Origin of the sequence: Flagellimonas baculiformis, from assembly GCF_033441575.1 — a bacterium.
Taxonomy (GTDB): domain Bacteria; phylum Bacteroidota; class Bacteroidia; order Flavobacteriales; family Flavobacteriaceae; genus Flagellimonas; species Flagellimonas baculiformis.
Genome location: NZ_JAUZVW010000004.1, coordinates 173,799 through 191,432 on the forward strand (window position 1 = coordinate 173,799; position 17,634 = coordinate 191,432).

At 47.7% G+C, this 17,634-nt stretch carries 14 protein-coding genes; 12 read left to right on the forward strand and 2 right to left on the reverse strand.

Annotated features, from left to right (window positions below):
• Nucleotides 1-11: 11 nt before the first annotated feature.
• Nucleotides 12-386 carry an SPOR domain-containing protein gene (locus SD450_RS07535; protein WP_318343976.1) on the reverse strand — a complete coding sequence of 125 codons (375 nt, stop codon included), beginning with the start codon at nucleotides 384-386 and terminating at the stop codon, nucleotides 12-14.
• Nucleotides 387-621: 235 nt separating this feature from the next.
• Between SD450_RS07535 and SD450_RS07540 the strand changes: the two genes are divergently transcribed.
• The 9 genes from SD450_RS07540 to SD450_RS07580 all read left to right on the forward strand — a co-directional run bounded on the left by SD450_RS07540 (nucleotide 622) and on the right by SD450_RS07580 (nucleotide 13,290).
• Nucleotides 622-1,983: a cytochrome c3 family protein gene (locus SD450_RS07540; RefSeq protein ID WP_318343977.1), complete on the forward strand. Its 1,362-nt coding sequence runs from the start codon at nucleotides 622-624 to the stop codon at nucleotides 1,981-1,983.
• Between the two features lie 32 nt (nucleotides 1,984-2,015).
• Nucleotides 2,016-5,147, forward strand: coding sequence for a TAT-variant-translocated molybdopterin oxidoreductase (locus tag SD450_RS07545; RefSeq protein WP_318343978.1), 3,132 nt, complete (start codon nucleotides 2,016-2,018; stop codon nucleotides 5,145-5,147).
• Nucleotides 5,148-5,177: 30 nt separating this feature from the next.
• The gene (nrfD, locus tag SD450_RS07550) at nucleotides 5,178-6,929 is read left to right on the forward strand and encodes an NrfD/PsrC family molybdoenzyme membrane anchor subunit (protein WP_318343979.1); all 1,752 of its coding nucleotides are present in this window, start codon (nucleotides 5,178-5,180) and stop codon (nucleotides 6,927-6,929) included.
• Between the two features lie 2 nt (nucleotides 6,930-6,931).
• Complete coding sequence (locus SD450_RS07555; protein ID WP_318343980.1) at nucleotides 6,932-7,459, forward strand: DUF3341 domain-containing protein; 528 nt, start codon at nucleotides 6,932-6,934, stop codon at nucleotides 7,457-7,459.
• Between the two features lie 4 nt (nucleotides 7,460-7,463).
• The gene (locus SD450_RS07560; protein ID WP_318343981.1) at nucleotides 7,464-8,033 is read left to right on the forward strand and encodes a c-type cytochrome; all 570 of its coding nucleotides are present in this window, start codon (nucleotides 7,464-7,466) and stop codon (nucleotides 8,031-8,033) included.
• Nucleotides 8,034-8,050: 17 nt separating this feature from the next.
• On the forward strand, nucleotides 8,051-9,388 hold the full coding sequence (locus SD450_RS07565; protein WP_318343982.1) for a quinol:cytochrome C oxidoreductase: 1,338 nt from the start codon (nucleotides 8,051-8,053) through the stop codon (nucleotides 9,386-9,388).
• 28 nt (nucleotides 9,389-9,416) lie between these two features.
• Nucleotides 9,417-10,475, forward strand: a complete 1,059-nt coding sequence (locus SD450_RS07570) for a cytochrome c oxidase subunit II (RefSeq protein WP_318343983.1) — start codon at nucleotides 9,417-9,419, stop codon at nucleotides 10,473-10,475.
• A 43-nt stretch (nucleotides 10,476-10,518) separates the two neighbouring features.
• Complete coding sequence (locus SD450_RS07575; protein ID WP_318343984.1) at nucleotides 10,519-12,333, forward strand: cytochrome c oxidase subunit I; 1,815 nt, start codon at nucleotides 10,519-10,521, stop codon at nucleotides 12,331-12,333.
• Between the two features lie 132 nt (nucleotides 12,334-12,465).
• Nucleotides 12,466-13,290 (forward strand): GIN domain-containing protein, encoded by an 825-nt coding sequence (locus SD450_RS07580; RefSeq protein ID WP_318343985.1) that lies wholly within the window; start codon nucleotides 12,466-12,468, stop codon nucleotides 13,288-13,290.
• Between the two features lies 1 nt (nucleotide 13,291).
• Here the strand turns inward: SD450_RS07580 and SD450_RS07585 are convergent, their stop codons facing one another.
• Entirely contained in the window at nucleotides 13,292-15,553 is a 2,262-nt protein-coding gene (locus SD450_RS07585; protein ID WP_318343986.1) for an acyl-CoA dehydrogenase family protein, read from the reverse strand.
• 287 nt (nucleotides 15,554-15,840) lie between these two features.
• Here SD450_RS07585 and ruvB point away from each other — a divergent pair, with 287 nt between their 5' ends.
• The 3 genes from ruvB to SD450_RS07600 all read left to right on the forward strand — a co-directional run bounded on the left by ruvB (nucleotide 15,841) and on the right by SD450_RS07600 (nucleotide 17,626).
• Complete coding sequence (gene ruvB, locus SD450_RS07590) at nucleotides 15,841-16,863, forward strand: Holliday junction branch migration DNA helicase RuvB (protein ID WP_318343987.1); 1,023 nt, start codon at nucleotides 15,841-15,843, stop codon at nucleotides 16,861-16,863.
• Nucleotides 16,864-16,952: 89 nt separating this feature from the next.
• The gene (locus SD450_RS07595) at nucleotides 16,953-17,207 is read left to right on the forward strand and encodes a DUF6364 family protein (protein ID WP_318343988.1); all 255 of its coding nucleotides are present in this window, start codon (nucleotides 16,953-16,955) and stop codon (nucleotides 17,205-17,207) included.
• On the forward strand, nucleotides 17,204-17,626 hold the full coding sequence (locus tag SD450_RS07600; RefSeq protein ID WP_318343989.1) for a PIN domain-containing protein: 423 nt from the start codon (nucleotides 17,204-17,206) through the stop codon (nucleotides 17,624-17,626). The genes SD450_RS07595 and SD450_RS07600 overlap by 4 nt, the downstream gene beginning before the upstream one ends.
• The last annotated feature ends 8 nt before the right edge of the window (nucleotides 17,627-17,634 follow it).

Consider the following 17,634-nt stretch of genomic DNA (forward strand, 5'->3'; position numbering starts at 1 on the left):
TAATCGATGTATTATGATTTGGACTCCACCGAAGGCTTCAAGAGCATGGCATCCGGATATTTTTTGCGGACCTCCAAATACTTGCGTTCAGCTTCCAATTTGGTCTTGAACCTTCCCAAACGCACACGATAGGTAGGCGATTCAAACTCTATTTTGGAGTACCAATCCGGAAAATCGATGTCCACTTGCGATTTCAGGTTCTGTGCCTTTTGAAAATTCCCAAAACCGACCTGTATCTGGTAATATCCAGCTTTTGAATTGACCTCGGTATAGAGTTTTACCAATTCATCTATTTTGGGATCCTGCTGGATGCTCACCCTGCCCTCCTGGGCGGACAACGGTAGGGACAAACCTATCAAAATGGCAGTAAATACAAGGGTTTTCATGATGCTCGGGTAAAATTTTGAGATATATACGTACAAAAGTAGTTTTTTATGCTTTAAACAGGCTTCGCGCCCATTATTTAGAATCCTTATAAATTACTTCTTATAAATACCTTAACATTTTAAAAAATGACTGTATGTCGTACTTTTGTGACCAATTTTGGTAGGATGAAAAGCTATAGTTCTCAAACTCAATAGAAAGAATCGTGCCAAAGATTTCGATAGAAATTTCGTTAATATGAAAAAGGTTCTATACCGCCATCTATTTTCCAAAGCTTTAGGTTTATCTCTCCTATTTTCCCCTATTTCATTTTATGCGCAGGAAGAAGCTGCCGCTCCAACAGAGGAGGTTGCTGCTGCAGAAGAAACAGGCGGGGATGCTGTAAAAGGGAAACAGCTCTTTAACCAAAACTGTGCGGCCTGTCACGCTTTGGACCGTAAGATGACCGGTCCTGCATTGGCCAATGTGGAACAACGTTTGGCTGAGGAAGAAGGCTTGGACAAGGAATGGCTCTATGCGTGGATCAAGAACAGTCCAGGTATGATCGCTTCGGGCGATGCCTATGCCAACAAAATCTACGCGGAATACAACCAAGCGGCCATGACGCCGTTCCCTACCCTGTCCAATCAGGATATAGATAATATTTTGGCCTATACCGCCGCTCCTCCGTCGACTCCCGCCAAAGCTACAACTCCATCTGGGGGTGGTGATGGTGAACAACCTTCTTCTGGAGGAATTTCCAACGAACTCATCCTAGGTGCATTGGCCCTTGTCTTCGGACTATTGGTGATCATGCTCGTGTTGGTCAACAAGACCTTGCGCCGCATCGCCGAAGCGAACGGTATTGTATTGGAGCAGGAAAAACAAAAGCGTATGCCTTTGTGGAAAGCCTTTGTCAAAAACCAGTTCTTGGTGTTGGTGAGTGTAGTTTTCCTTTTGCTGGCCAGTGCGTATTTCGCTTACGGATGGATGATGCAAGTGGGTGTGGACCAAGGGTATGCCCCGGTACAGCCCATCCATTTCTCACACAAGATACATGCCGGCGACAACAAGATCGAATGTAAATACTGTCACTCGTCCGCCAGGGTATCCAAAACCTCTGGAATCCCTTCGTTGAACGTTTGTATGAACTGTCACAAATCCATCTACCAATACGCTGGCAATCCCGAAGGACCATCTGCGGATGATATTGCGAACGGATACACCAATGAATTCTACACGGGAGAGATCAAGAAGCTCTACAAGGCCGTTGGATGGGATGAGGAAAACCAAAAATATACAGGTGAGGGTCGCCCAGTGGAATGGGTCAGAATCCACAACCTTCCCGATTTTGCCTATTTCAACCACTCACAGCACGTTTCCGTTGCCGGGATAGAATGTCAGACCTGTCACGGTCCGGTAGAGGAAATGGAGATAGTGGAGCAATTCTCCCCATTGACCATGGGCTGGTGTATCAACTGTCACAGGGAAACCAATGTAAAAATGGAGGGCAACACCTATTACGAAGCCATTCATGAGGAACTGTCCAAAAAGTACGGGGTCGATAAGTTGACCGCGGCCATGATGGGTGGTTTGGAATGTGGTAAGTGTCACTATTAAGAAGTAAAAGAAGATAATCACAGATATATCGTATGGCATCAAACAAAAAATATTGGAAAAGTGCAGCGGAGCTCAATCCGAACGATTCCATTGTTGAGGCGCTAAAACATAATGAATTCACAGAACAAATCCCCGTTGACGAGTTTTTGGGCGACAAGGAAAACCTATCCGCATCGACCACCAACCGTAGGGATTTCCTAAAATATGTTGGTTTCAGCACGGCTGCGGCAACAATGGCTGCCTGTGAAGGACCGGTTCGCAAGTCCATTCCCTACGTGGTGCAGCCCGATCGCATCGTGCCCGGGGTGGCCAATTACTATGCCACTACCATTGCCGATGGTTTTGACTTTGCCAGTATCTTGGTGAAGACCAGGGAGGGAAGGCCCATCAAAATAGAGAACAATACGGATGCCAAGGTCAATGGAGGTGCCAATGCAAGGGTGCAGGCCTCTGTTTTGACCCTATACGATAGCAAAAGATTGCAAGGCCCATCTGCCAACGGCGAGCCTGTGGAATGGAAAGTGTTGGATGCCACTGTTCGAGCAAAGCTCAACAATCTGAAAGGTTCCAACCGGCAGATTGTGCTGTTGACCCAGACCTATGCCAGTCCATCCACAGATAGATTGATTGCTGAATTCAAAGCGGCTTATGGGGAGAATGTGAACCATGTGGTTTACGATGCCATTTCCGAAGATGCTGCGCTGAATGCTTTTGAAGCGGCGTATGGGGAAAGGGCTTTGGCCGATTATGATTTTGAAAAAGCTGGATTGATTGTTTCTTTCGGTGCCGATTTCTTGGGAGATTGGCAAGGAGGAGGATATGATAGCGGCTATGCCAAAGGACGCGTGCCCAAGAACGGGAAAATGTCCCGACATATCCAGTTAGAATCCAATATGTCCTTGGCCGGAGCCAATGCGGACAAGCGATACCCCATGACCCCGACCCAGCAGAAAATCGCTCTTGCCAAATTGTACGGCAAGTTGAACGGAAGCAATGTGGGTGGTGGAACATCCGATGTGGACGAGGTTGTGGACAAAGTTGCCGCCGAGATCAAGAAAGCGGGCAGCAAAGCTGTAGTGGTCACTGGACTCAATGATGCGAATGCGCAGACAGTGGTGTTGGCCATCAACAAACTATTGGCCAGTGAGGCATTCGATGCAAAAAATCCGAAATATGTCCGTCAGGGCAATACCGCCAAAGTGACCAAATTGGTTTCCGATATGAACGCGGGCCGAGTTGGAGCATTGATCATGGACGGTGTGAACCCCGTTTATACCTTGCCCAACTCCGAAGAGTTTGTATCAGGATTGGAAAAAGTGGACCTTTCGGTCGCTTTTGCCTTCAATAATGATGAAACGGCGCAAGCCTCACAATATGTTGGAGCGGCATCGCACTATCTCGAATCTTGGGGGGATGCCCAGTTCAAAAAAGGACAATATAGCCTCATGCAGCCTACCATCCGTGAATTGTTCGATACAAGACAGTTCCAAACGGCATTGTTGACATGGATGGGCAGTGAAAAAACATATTACGACTACATCCAGGAAACTTGGAATACAAACATCCTTCAAGGAAGCTCTTGGAACAAGGCACTTCAGGATGGGGTATTCGTGGCCTCCGCACCTGCCATAGCGGAAGGGGATGCAGCGGTAGCTGCTCCGGCCGAAACTGAAACGGTGGTGGAAGAATCCACTGTGGTTCCCATTGCATCTGCGATACGATCTTTGGTCAATGCCACTAGTGGCGGAACCGAGCTCGTGCTGTACTCCAAAGTGGGTATGGGGGATGGTCGTCAGGCCAACAACCCATGGTTGCAAGAGTTCCCTGACCCGATTTCAAGGGTGTCTTGGGACAACTACGTGACCGTTTCCAAAGCGGATGCCCAGAAATGGGGCGTTGAAAATGAAATGGTGGCCGATGGCGGTGTCAACGGTAGCTACGTGAAATTGACCGTTGATGGAAAAGTGTTGGAAAATGTTCCCGTGATCGTTCAGCCTGGTCAGGCAGTGGGTACGGTCGGACTTTCCTTTGGTTATGGCAAGAAGGCCGGGATGCAAGCCGAAATGGCGACCGGGGTGAATGCCTATACCTTGTACACCAATTTTTCAGATGTACAGACCGTGACCGTTGAAAAGGTTTCCGGAGTGCATGAGTTTGCATGCATCCAATCCCAAAAAACATTGATGGGTAGGGGTGATATCATCAAGGAAACCACCTTGGAGATTTTCAATACAAAAGATCATGCCGAGTGGAACCCAATGCCACACGTGACCCTGAACCACCAAGAAATTCCGGTTACCTCTCCCGATGCGGACCTTTGGGAAGAGTTTGATCGTTCCATTGGGCATCACTTCAATTTGTCCATCGACCTGAACGCTTGTACGGGATGTGGGGCATGTGTGATCGCTTGCCACGCCGAGAACAACGTTCCCGTGGTCGGAAAGAAAGAAATGAGACGTTCGCGCGACATGCACTGGTTGCGCATCGATAGATATTATTCCTCAGAAGAGACCTTTGAGCAGGATAACGAGAAGAAGGACGGCATGGACGGTCTTTGGGGAGAAAAAGGTTCCTTGGGCGGTTTCAGGGAGATGGAAGACCCATCTGCCAACCCACAGGTAGCTTTCCAGCCTGTAATGTGCCAACACTGTAACCACGCACCCTGTGAAACAGTGTGTCCTGTGGCTGCAACCTCGCACAGTAGGCAAGGACAGAACCATATGGCCTATAACCGTTGTGTGGGTACCAGATATTGTGCCAACAACTGTCCGTACAAAGTACGTAGGTTCAACTGGTTCTTGTACAACAACAACGACGAGTTCGACTTTAACATGAACAACGACTTGGGCAAGATGGTCATCAACCCAGATGTAAATGTGCGTTCAAGAGGTGTCATGGAAAAATGCTCCATGTGTATCCAAATGACCCAAAAGACCATTTTGGATGCCAAGCGTGATGGACGTGTCATCAAGGATGGTGAGTTCCAGACAGCCTGTTCCGCAGCATGTAACAGTGGTGCCATAGTATTTGGTGACATCAATGACAAGGAGAGCAAGGTGGCCAAGTTGAAAGAGGACGATAGAATGTACCACTTGTTGGAGCACGTCGGGACAAAACCCAATGTGTTCTATCATGTCAAGGTTAGGAACACCAACGAGGCTTAATCAATAAAAGAAGTAATTAGAAGATAAATTATGGCGTCGCATTACGAAGCACCTATTCGAAAGCCCTTAGTACTTGGAGACAAAGGATACCACGATGTAACCGTGGACATTGCCCGTCCGGTAGAGGGAAAGGCCAACAAACAATGGTGGATAGTGTTCACCATAGCACTTGTTGCATTCCTTTGGGGTCTAGGATGTATCATTTATACCGTTTCCACAGGTATCGGGGTATGGGGTCTTAACCGAACCGTCAACTGGGCCTGGGACATCACCAACTTCGTTTGGTGGGTGGGTATCGGTCACGCGGGAACCCTGATCTCGGCCGTATTGTTGCTGTTCAGGCAAAAATGGAGAATGGCGATCAACCGTTCTGCGGAGGCGATGACCATTTTCTCGGTGGTACAGGCGGGATTGTTCCCGATCATCCACATGGGACGTCCGTGGTTGGCCTATTGGGTACTTCCAATTCCGAACCAATTCGGTTCGTTGTGGGTCAACTTTAACTCGCCCTTGCTTTGGGACGTGTTTGCGATATCAACCTATCTTTCGGTATCCTTGGTGTTCTGGTGGACAGGTCTTCTGCCCGATTTCGCCATGATCCGTGACAGGGCGGTAAAGCCTTTCCAAAAGAAAATTTACAGCCTATTGAGCTTCGGGTGGACAGGTCGTGCCAAAGATTGGCAGCGTTTTGAGGAAGTTTCCTTGGTATTGGCCGGTTTGGCAACGCCACTGGTACTTTCCGTACACACCATCGTATCCTTTGACTTTGCCACATCGGTGATCCCGGGATGGCACACCACCATCTTCCCGCCGTACTTCGTTGCAGGTGCGATCTTCTCTGGATTTGCCATGGTGAACACTCTTCTTATTATCATGAGAAAGGTGTGTAACCTCGAAGCGTATATCACTGTACAACATATTGAGTTGATGAACATCGTAATCATGATCACCGGTTCCATTGTGGGATGCGCCTACATCACGGAGCTTTTCATTGCTTGGTACTCTGGTGTGGAATATGAACAATACGCCTTCTTGAACAGGGCTACAGGACCTTACTGGTGGGCTTACTGGTCCATGATGACCTGTAACGTGTTCTCGCCCCAGTTCATGTGGTTCAAAAAATTGCGTACCAGCATCATGTTCTCCTTCTTCATCTCCATTGTGGTGAACATCGGGATGTGGTTCGAGCGTTTTGTGATTATCGTTACCTCATTGCACAGGGATTACCTTCCATCTTCATGGACCATGTTCTCCCCAACCTTTGTGGATATCGGTATCTTCATCGGAACGATAGGGTTCTTCTTTGTACTCTTCCTATTGTACTCAAGAACATTCCCCGTGATCGCACAGGCAGAGGTGAAATCCATCCTGAAATCATCAGGGGAGCGATTCAAGAACTTGCGTGATGCCGGAAAACCGTTGTACCAAATGCCGCAAGGCGTCAACAAAGTGGTGAGCTATGAGGAGCCTATCACGGATGATGTATTGATGGGAGAGGTGAAACCCACCGTGGGCGATAAGGTCGGTGTGTCCGAACTGCTCAGCACCATCGGGACATTCGATGCCACTACGCAAACCCCGGACGATTTGAAATTGATAAAAGGCGTGGGCCCTGAAATGGAGCGCACCCTGAACGAGATAGGCATATTTACCTATGCCCAGGTTGCTAGAATGACCGAAAGAGAGTATGATTTGCTGGATTCGATAACTGGAAGGTTCCCAGGTCGTGCACAACGCGATGATTGGGCAGGTCAAGCAAGGTTGTTAAACGATAAAAAATAAGTATGGCATCAAAAGTTATTCAGGCACTTTACAACGATGATGATGTATTGATGCATGCCGTAAAAAAAGTTAGGGCAGCGCACCACCACATAGAGGAAGTATATACCCCGTTCCCAGTGCACGGTCTGGACAAGGCCATGGGATTGGCAGGTACCCGTATCGCAATCACTTCCTTCATGTACGGATGTTTGGGACTTACCGTGGCCATCGTGATGATGAACTATATCATGATCGAGGATTGGCCCCAGGATATCGGTGGTAAACCCAGTTTCACCTACTTGGAGAACATGCCCGCCTTTGTGCCGATCATGTTCGAAATGACGGTTTTCTTTGCGGCCCACTTGATGGTGATCACCTTCTACCTGAGAAGTAAGATGTGGCCCTTCAAAAAAGCGGAGAACCCGGACAAACGTACCACTGATGACCATTTTTTGATGGAAATCGGAGTGCACGATAATGAAAGTGAACTTGCCGATCTGTTGTGGGAAACAGGTGCGGTAGAAGTAAAAGTTACAGAAAAGGAGTCTTAAAAATATGAAACATTTAGGTAAAATAAGTGTTGCTTTGGTCTTGGTACTGTTCGTAGCTGCCTGCGCAGACAAGAACAGCCCAAACTATCAATATATGCCAAATATGTACGAACCTGTGGGGTATGAAACCTATCAAGGAGTGGACAACGGTCTGTTCCCTGAAGGAACGGAGGCCATGCTTCCCGTTGAAGGGACCATCTCCAGGGGATACATGCCCTATGAATTTGAAAATACCCCAGAAGGCAAGGAACTCGCCAGGCTGAACACTAGCCCGTTGGATTCGTTGCAAAAAGAGGAAAATTTGGCCAAGGGCATGCAGTTGTACACCATTTACTGTGCCATTTGCCATGGGGACAAAGGAGATGGTCAAGGCAACCTTGTGAAGCGTGAAAAGATATTGGGGGTTCCCAGCTATGCAGATCCAGGAAGGGACATTACCGAGGGCAGCACGTACCATGTCATTTACTACGGGTTGAACGCCATGGGCTCCTACGCATCCCAGTTCGCCAACGAAGAGGAGATGTGGCAAGTGTCCGAATATGTGATGAAGTTAAAGGAAGACCTAACAAAATAATTGGATAAGAGTAAACTATGTACACCTTTTCAAACAGACTTAGAATAGGATCTTTCATTGCCATGGCAGTGGGACTGCTTTTTTTGGGAATCGGATTTGTGTCGGCACCATCAACAGTGGAAGAGGCCAAGGCCATGGTGGCATCAGCACACGGTGATGGCCACGGAGGCGGACATGCGGAAGAAGCGACTGGCCATGCGGAAGAGCAGGGGCACGGTGCGGCCGAGGCTCACGGAGAAGAACACGATGCTTCCCACGACACCCATTTGTTGCACCAATTGCAGAACAGACCTTGGTCTGCACTCTATGTGGCAGCCTTCTTTTTCTTTATGATCGCTTTGGGCGTTCTGGCCTTCTATGCCATCCAAAGGGCTGCACAAGCCGGATGGTCGCCCATATTGTTCAGGGTGATGGAAGGTATTACGGCCTATTTGGTTCCTGGTGGTATCATTGTTTTTGTGATCTTGCTACTTTCCGTGCTCCACATGAACCACTTGTTTGTTTGGATGGACCCAGAGACCGTTGCACATGACAAATTGTTGCAAGGGAAAGCAGGATATTTGAACCCGACTTTCTTCCTGATCAGGGCAGCTATCTTTTTGGGCGGTTGGATTTTTTACCGTCAATATTCAAGAAAACTGTCCTTGGCCCAAGATGAGTCGGATGACAATAGCAATTTTGTAAAGAATTTCAGATGGTCCGCAGGTTTCTTGGTGTTCTACTTGGTGACCGAATCCATGATGTCATGGGATTGGATCATGAGCTTGGATCCACACTGGTTCAGTACCCTCTTTGGATGGTATGTGTTTGCCAGCATGTTCGTATCAGGGATTACCGTGATTGCACTGGTGACCATCTACTTGAAATCAAGAGGATATTTGGAAAATGTGAACGATAGCCACGTCCACGATCTGGCCAAGTTCATGTTCGGTATCAGTATTTTCTGGACATATCTTTGGTTTGCCCAGTTCATGCTGATCTGGTACGCGGACATTCCTGAAGAGGTGACCTATTACGTGGCAAGGTTCCAAGATTACAAATTGCCTTTCTTCGGTATGTTGGTGATGAACTTTGTGTTCCCGTTGTTGGTGTTGATGAACAGTGACTACAAAAGGGTCAACTGGTTTGTGGTCATGGCAGGGATCATAGTGCTATTGGGGCATTATTTGGATGTTTTCAATATGGTAATGCCAGCTACGGTGGGAGACCAGTGGTACATTGGATTGCCCGAGATCGGTGGTCTGTTGTTCTTTGGAGGCTTGTTTGTGTTCTGGGTGTTCACGGCGTTGACCAAGGCCCCATTGCAGCCCAAGAGGAACCCGTTCATTGAGGAAAGCAAACATTTTCATTATTAATACGATTTAAGTCTTAGATAGATACACGATGACTGCATTATTAACATTCACTGTTTTGGTACTGGTGGCAATTGCAATCTGGCAAATGACCAAGATTTTCCAATTGTCGCAACTCAAGACAGAGCACACCGAGGTAGCAAACGACAGCGATAACAATACCAACGGTTACCTCTTGTTCGCATTCCTGATCTTTATCTACGGGATAACCATATTCAGTTTTGCAAAATATTCAAAGATGTTGTTGCCCGAAGCCGCTTCGGAGCATGGTGGGGAATATGACCAACTGATGTGGGTTTCCTTTGCCATCATCTTTTTTGTACAGACCATCACCCAGGCCCTGTTGCACTACTTTGGCTATAAGTACAGGGGACAAGAAGGCAAAAAGGCCCTTTTCTATGCGGACAACGACCGTTTGGAGTTCATTTGGACCATCATCCCGGTCATCGTATTGGCAGGATTGATCCTTTGGGGGCTCTATACTTGGACCAATATCATGGATGTGAACGATGATGACGATCCCATCGTCATAGAACTATATGCCCAGCAGTTCAACTGGACGGCGCGTTATGCCGGTGATGACAATGTGTTGGGAGATGCAAACGTACGCTTGATCGATATCAACAAGGCCAATGTGCTGGGTCTCGATGAGGCCGACCCCAATGGTGAGGACGACGTGATCGTAAAGGAACTGCACTTGCCCGTGGGCAGGAAGGTGAACTTCAAGATGCGTTCACAAGATGTACTGCACTCCGCTTACATGCCACACTTTAGGGCACAGATGAACTGTGTTCCCGGGATGATCACCCAGTTTTCCTTCACACCTACCGTGACCACTGAAGAAATGCGTCGCAACCCTGATGTGGTGGACAAGGTGAAAAGGACCAATGCCCTCAGGGCAGAACGGGCCGCGGAAGGAATACCGAACTCAGACCCATGGGAATTCGACTATGTATTGCTATGCAACAAGATATGCGGAAAATCCCACTACAACATGCAAATGCGAATAGTGGTGGAGACTGAGGAAGAGTTCAACAAATGGATGGCGGAGCAGAAGACTTTTAAGGAGAACATGACTCCCGCAGAATAAAATAAGGCTAGGAAAAGAACCATAACAAAATTTAGAAGAGATTATGTCAGCTACTGGACACGAACACGGACACGACGATCACGGACATCATCATAAGGAGACTTTTATTACCAAATATATCTTCAGTCAGGACCATAAGATGATATCCAAGCAATATCTCATCACGGGTCTTATCATGGGGTTTGTCGGTATTGCAATGTCTTTGCTCTTTAGGATGCAATTGGCATGGCCAGGACAGTCATTCCCTATTTTTGAGGCTGTACTGGGAAAATGGGCACCTGATGGTGTCATGGATGCCGATATCTATTTGGCATTGGTCACCATACACGGAACCATCATGGTTTTCTTTGTATTGACCGCCGGTCTGAGTGGTACCTTTAGTAACTTATTGATTCCGTTGCAGATAGGCGCAAGGGATATGGCCTCAGGTTTCTTGAACATGGTGTCGTACTGGTTGTTTTTCCTATCATCCGTCATCATGGTGACATCCTTGTTCGTGGAAGCAGGACCTGCCGCCGCAGGGTGGACCATTTATCCGCCTTTGAGCGCATTGCCGATGGCACAGCCCGGTTCTGGTGCAGGTATGACCCTTTGGTTGGTGTCCATGGCCATCTTTATCGCTTCCTCCCTTTTGGGTTCATTGAACTACATCGTAACGGTGATCAACCTAAGGACCAAAGGAATGTCGATGACCCGTTTGCCATTGACCATTTGGGCATTTTTCGTGACTGCGATCATCGGTGTGATTTCTTTCCCTGTTCTACTTTCTGCAGCTTTGCTGTTGATCATGGACAGAAGTTTCGGTACATCGTTCTTCCTTTCGGATATCTTTATCCAAGGAGAAGTGCTGCACTACCAAGGCGGATCTCCCGTACTGTACGAACACTTGTTCTGGTTCTTGGGACACCCCGAAGTATATATCGTATTGTTGCCCGCATTGGGGATCACTTCCGAAGTAATGTCCACCAATGCCAGGAAACCCATCTTTGGCTATAGGGCGATGGTGGCCTCTATTTTGGCCATTGCCTTCCTTTCAACGATTGTATGGGGTCACCATATGTTCATCTCCGGGATGAACCCGTTCTTGGGCTCCGTGTTTACATTTACAACGCTTTTGATCGCCATACCATCTGCGGTAAAGGCATTCAACTATATCACCACCCTCTGGAAAGGGAATCTGCAGTTGAACCCTGCGATGCTCTTCTCCATCGGTTTGGTCTCCACCTTCATCACAGGAGGTCTTACTGGTATCATTTTGGGTGACAGTACCTTGGACATCAACGTTCACGACACGTATTTCGTTGTGGCCCACTTCCACTTGGTAATGGGTATTTCGGCCTTGTACGGACTTTTTGCAGGGGTGTACCACTGGTTCCCCAAAATGTTCCAAGGTAGGATGATGAACAAGAATTTGGGTTATGTCCACTTCTGGATTACGGCAGTGTGTGCCTATGGAGTATTCTTCCCTATGCACTTTGTGGGGATGGCCGGAGTGCCGAGACGTTACTATGAGAACACGGCTTTCCCGATGTTCGATGAGTTGACCAACGTTCAGGTATTGATGACCGTGTTTGCCATCATTGCAGGATTGGCGCAATTGGTGTTTGTGTACAACTTTATCTCCAGTATTTTCTACGGCAAGAAGGGATCTATGAACCCATGGAAATCCAATACCTTGGAATGGACCGCTCCACAGGAGCACATCCATGGAAACTGGCCAGGAGAGATCCCACACGTATATCGTTGGGCGTATGATTATAGCAAGACCTACGAAAATGGAGAGTACATTATTGCCGGACAGGATTTTGTGCCGCAGAACGTACCGCTTCAGGAAAACGAAGAAGAACTCAACCACTAGTGTTGATGTATTTCAAAAGATAAAGAAAGCCCGTCCTGTTTGGATGGGTTTTTTGTTTCTTAGGGTCTGAGATACAATGTTTAGCTTTGATTGTAATATCTTTAGAAAACAATTTGTCCTAAAAGTAGCACCGTGAAAAAAATACTAGTCCTTTTCTTGATCGTGTTTCCCCTTCTGTCCTCCGCCCAGCGAAAGCCAAAGATAAAAGGAAGTAGGATCGTGACCCATGTGAACGAGGAATTGCCTCCTTTCAATGCCATCGTGCTGAACGACAATCTGGACATTGTGCTGAAAAAATCCTTTGGACCAGGTTACGACATTGAAGCCGACGACAACTTGATAGACATCCTGAAGTTCAATGTGGAGGACGGCACCCTGATCATCAGCTCCTATTACGATGTTACCGCGAAAAAACAGTTTGATATCACGGTCAACTACACCGACTTGCGGGCCATTACCCTAAAAGACGGTAGTGTGGTCACGCAGGATGTGATCGAAAGTGATGAACTCTTCGTGGATGGTTTCAACAATACCCGATTGGACATCAAGGCAAAGGCAGCGGTCATGGACATCAATCTGGAGGAGACCAGTCGGGGCAATTTCAATGTGGATGTGGACTCCCTCAACATATCTTTGGGAAATAGGGCAGAGGCCTATGTGTACAGTGTAGGGCAGACGGGGCTGATCGATTTGGAGAGCAATGCGTCCCTGACCTTGGAGGGCACTTCGGACAACCTACAGCTCCGGTTGATGGGAAATTCGCGCTACAAAGGCGAGACCATGGAAGTGGGCGACCTGAAACTGACCATGGAGAATGACCCATCGGCCTACATTTATGCCTTTAGAAATTTAGAGTTGAGTACCAAGGGCAACTCCAAGGTATATCTTTTCGGAAATCCAAAGATCACCATGGTCGATTTTTTGGATACCTCGCAACTAATCAAACGCCAGGAATAGGCTATTGGGCAATCGGCGCGGTCAGGCAATGGCCTGGAATGCCAAAGCCGTCCACCAATACCTCGATATGGGGGCGCAGTTCGGTGGACAATCGTTCCACACGTTGCCGTATCGCCTTGGACTTGGTCCCGCCAATATAGCCCTGCTCCAAAAACCATCGACCATTTGAATGGATTTCGTTAAGGGCGTACAGCGTGCCCAATTTTTTCAACAACGCTTTGTGTTCCGCATCGGAAACCGTTTCGCAAAAATCATGGAACACCCCGTAGGCCAATTCCACACTATAGGCTTTTCCCAAAGCCAACAAATGGGTCTGTACTTTGAGGAAGGCTTGGTACGAAGGCACTCCTTTTTTGATGTAGTTCCGGATACGCATGGCCAATGTATAGGTCAGCCTTCGGGTGCGGTAACTGAAAGCATGCTTGTGGAACTTGGGGTTGTACAGGTGTTCGGCATCTACTTTGTTGGAATATAGGGAGTTGATGGCCGTCAACGTGTCCGAAAGCTGGCTTTGTAACAATTTGAGCACCGAAGTGAACCCGGCACTGTTGAACTCCGCCTGAAAATCCGATAGAACGCCTTTGGCGGCCAATTGGAGCAAAACGGTATTGTCGCCTTCAAAAGTGGTAAAGATGTCCACATCGCCCTTAAGGTCAGCAATGCGGTTCTCCAGCAGGTACCCTTTGCCACCACAGGCCTCCCTACATTCTTGGATGGTATCGTTCGCAAACCAGGTGATGATCGATTTCAGCCCGGCCACCTGCGTCTCTATCTTGCGTTTGTCCGGTTGGGAGTCATCGCTGTAACGTTTCATCATCTCTTCCAAGGTCACGTGGTACACATAGGCACTGGCAATGGAGGGCGTCAACCGGATCTGATGGGTGGGATAGTCCATGATCAGGTCCTCTTGGATTTTCACGCTGTCATTGAATTGTCTTCGGTTCAAGGCATATTTCACGGCAATGGAAAGTGCCATCTTTGCCCCGCCAAGAGCGCCACGGGCCACACAGATTCGCCCGCCCACCAAGGTGCCCAACATGGTAAAGAACCGTTTGTTGGGGTTTTTTATGGACGAAAAATAAGTGCCGTCTTCACGTATCTCACCATATTTGTTGAGCAGGTTTTCGCGGGGTACCCTTACATTGTTGAACCATATCTTGCCGTTGTCCACTCCGTTCAGGCCCAGTTTGTAACCATTGTCCTCAATGGTGATGCCTTCAAGCTCCTCATGTTTTTCATTGCGTAGCGGTACCAGAATGGCATGCACGCCCTCATTTTTTCCATCCACGATCAGTTGGGCAAATACCGTGGCCATTTTGGAGTGCAGAGCGTTCCCTATGTATTCCTTATTGTCATTCTTTCCAGGGGTTTGGATTACGATGGAATCCGAAGCCGGTTCATAGGTCGCGGTGGTCCTGATGCCGCGCACATTGGAACCGTGCCCCGTCTCTGTCATAGCAAAACAGCCAAGCAGTGTTGTGGCGCCTGCATCGGTCAGGTACTGGTCGTGGTGCCGCTTACTGCCCAATTTTTGGATGCTTCCCCCAAATAGGCCAAACTGCACCCCAAATTTGACTGCCAAACTTCCGTCAACGAACATCAAATGTTCAAAAATGGCGGCATAGGCAGGCATATTTCCCGTTCCCCCATATTCGGCAGGATAGGCCATGGCGCCATAGCCTTCTTTAGCCAAGGTCTGTACCTGTTCCAATGTTCTTGCCCTAAAATCCTCTTTCTTACGGAGAATTTCCCATCGAAATATGGGTTGGTCCAAAAAATCACGGAAACCATCCACCGTTTTGGCGTGTGGCCCTTTCAGGATATCATCAAGAATGGCTGCGCTATACTGATCGGAGGTTTTCTCATGGACCACTTCCACATCGAACAAATGGTTGTAGTGGTTGGGCTGTATCCCCAGATTGATCTCGATGTGCTTTAGGTGGTCATTGAAACCATTTCCGTTGTGCTGCTGGGTCAATCGTTGGCTGAACGAGGTCAGGGGATAGGTCTCACTTTCAATAAGCTTTACTTCAGAGTTTGTAATGGTGAGTTTCCAATTCTTCATTTCCCCGTCGCTGGGCGGATTTTCGGTATCCAGCCAAAGCAGCAATTGCTCCTTCTCCTTGGCTTGCAATGATTCATCCTGTTCGATGGTCTTCATCACCACTGAAATTTCAGAAGCGGACAGCAGGTCATCGGACCATATTACGTAGAAGAAAGGGATGTATTGGAGGATGCCTTGGGAATAATCAATGTCGTGCATGGTATTTTTTATTGGGGCTGAACAATGTAGTTTTGGTTATATATCTGTAATTGTACCAATGGCTTGATAATTTTGTCTTTGTCCTCTTGAGCGCAGTCGAAAGGTAGACAAAGGCATCTCGACTGCGCTCGATGTGACATTTGAATTGGCCATAGGTGGAATTGTATATAATCGAATGCTTTTTAATATAACTAAGGTAAGACTTAGATTTTGAAGATGGCAACCAAAACTCATTTTAGGAAGAATGGTTTCAGGCGGATGGGGTTTTCAATTATATTTGTTGAGCGATGAACGAAAACTTAGATCCAACGGCCAGCAATTTTTCCCAAGAGGAGCTCGATATCGAAAGAGCCCTCCGTCCCGTCACTTTCGATGATTTTACGGGACAGGCGCAGGTATTGGAAAACCTAAAAGTTTTTGTACAGGCCGCCAACCTGCGGGGAGAAGCATTGGACCACACCCTTTTTCACGGACCTCCGGGTCTGGGGAAGACCACACTGGCACATATTTTGGCCAACGAATTGGGCGTGGGCATCAAAGTGACATCGGGACCTGTCCTTGACAAGCCGGGCGATTTGGCCGGTTTGCTCACCAACCTCGACGAACGGGATGTGCTGTTCATTGATGAGATCCACAGGCTTAGTCCCATTGTGGAGGAATACCTCTACTCGGCCATGGAAGATTATAAAATAGATATCATGATCGAGACCGGGCCGAATGCAAGGACCGTCCAGATCAATCTGAGCCCGTTTACCTTGATAGGGGCCACCACGCGTTCCGGATTGCTGACAGCTCCCATGCGGGCAAGGTTTGGGATCCAGAGCCGATTGGAATACTACAACACGGAACTGCTCTCCACCATTGTGGAACGAAGTGCGGAAATCCTCAAAGTGCCCATCACCCAAGAAGCGGCCATAGAAATTGCAGGAAGGAGCAGGGGCACCCCCCGGATTTGCAACGCCCTCTTGCGAAGGGTCAGGGATTTTGCCCAGATCAAAGGAAATGGGAACATCGACCTGGAAATCTCACAGTTTGGGCTGAAAGCGCTCAATGTGGATGACCACGGACTGGATGAGATGGACAACAAGATCCTGACCACCATCATCGACAAGTTCAAAGGTGGTCCGGTGGGAATCACGACCTTGGCCACGGCGGTCTCCGAAAGTGCCGAGACCATCGAAGAAGTCTATGAGCCTTTTTTGATCCAACAGGGGTTCATCATGCGGACCCCAAGAGGTCGTGAGGTCACAGAATTGGCCTATAAACATTTAGGTCGAATAAAGGGAGGCGTTCAAGGAGGATTGTTTTAGCCAAGTCTTTCAATCCAAAAAAAATAAAACTAGTTAGGCAATCCATTTTTACGTATAAAATATTTATTTTTGTCGTATAAATGGATGCCATGGATGCCAAAATCACATTGTCATTTGATAAGGAAGTTATCGAAAAAGCCAAGGCATATGCCAAAAGGAACAATATGAGCCTTTCCCGGCTGACGGAATATATTCTTTCCCAAATCACTGAAAAGCCCTATCAGAATTTGGATGAATTGCCCATCTCGGATTGGGTAAACAGCGTGGCAGAGGGAGAGGCGGAATATGTGAAGCCTGCTTCACGCAAAAAGCTGAAATCCGAATTTATGGAATCCCGTAAGTGAAGGTATTTGTAGATGCCAATGTGCTGGTAGCGGTGCTGAACAGACAATACCCGTTGTATGCCCATGCTGCCCGGATTTTGAGTTTGGCCGATTCTTCAAAATATAAAGTGTTCACTTCGCCTATTTGCTTGGCCATAGCATTTTATTTTGCCGAAAAAAAGAGCGGTACACAGAAGGCCGCTGAAAAAATCTCCATTCTTTCCCATAAACTGCAAATTGCAACGGCTGATGTTTCGGTTGTCAGAAAAACGGTGGCTAACCCTGCCATTGATGATTTCGAAGATGGTCTGGAGTACTATTCGGCTTTACTTTCGGGTTGCGAGATCATTGTGACCGAAGATGTGACAGATTTCTACTTTTCTGAGATTCCAGTGTACGACTGCCGTGCGTTTGTGCGATATGTTTTGGAAAACAGCTAATCGGTTGT

Bases quoted from the DNA above. Each gene is read 5' to 3' on its own strand.
- SD450_RS07535 (WP_318343976.1), bottom strand. From the start codon at position 386: ATGAAAACCCTTGTATTTACTGCCATTTTGATAGGTTTGTCCCTACCG.
- SD450_RS07540 (WP_318343977.1), top strand. From the start codon at position 622: ATGAAAAAGGTTCTATACCGCCATCTATTTTCCAAAGCTTTAGGTTTA.
- SD450_RS07545 (WP_318343978.1), top strand. From the start codon at position 2,016: ATGGCATCAAACAAAAAATATTGGAAAAGTGCAGCGGAGCTCAATCCG.
- nrfD (WP_318343979.1), top strand. From the start codon at position 5,178: ATGGCGTCGCATTACGAAGCACCTATTCGAAAGCCCTTAGTACTTGGA.
- SD450_RS07555 (WP_318343980.1), top strand. From the start codon at position 6,932: ATGGCATCAAAAGTTATTCAGGCACTTTACAACGATGATGATGTATTG.
- SD450_RS07560 (WP_318343981.1), top strand. From the start codon at position 7,464: ATGAAACATTTAGGTAAAATAAGTGTTGCTTTGGTCTTGGTACTGTTC.
- SD450_RS07565 (WP_318343982.1), top strand. From the start codon at position 8,051: ATGTACACCTTTTCAAACAGACTTAGAATAGGATCTTTCATTGCCATG.
- SD450_RS07570 (WP_318343983.1), top strand. From the start codon at position 9,417: ATGACTGCATTATTAACATTCACTGTTTTGGTACTGGTGGCAATTGCA.
- SD450_RS07575 (WP_318343984.1), top strand. From the start codon at position 10,519: ATGTCAGCTACTGGACACGAACACGGACACGACGATCACGGACATCAT.
- SD450_RS07585 (WP_318343986.1), bottom strand. From the start codon at position 15,553: ATGCACGACATTGATTATTCCCAAGGCATCCTCCAATACATCCCTTTC.
- ruvB (WP_318343987.1), top strand. From the start codon at position 15,841: ATGAACGAAAACTTAGATCCAACGGCCAGCAATTTTTCCCAAGAGGAG.
- SD450_RS07595 (WP_318343988.1), top strand. From the start codon at position 16,953: ATGGATGCCAAAATCACATTGTCATTTGATAAGGAAGTTATCGAAAAA.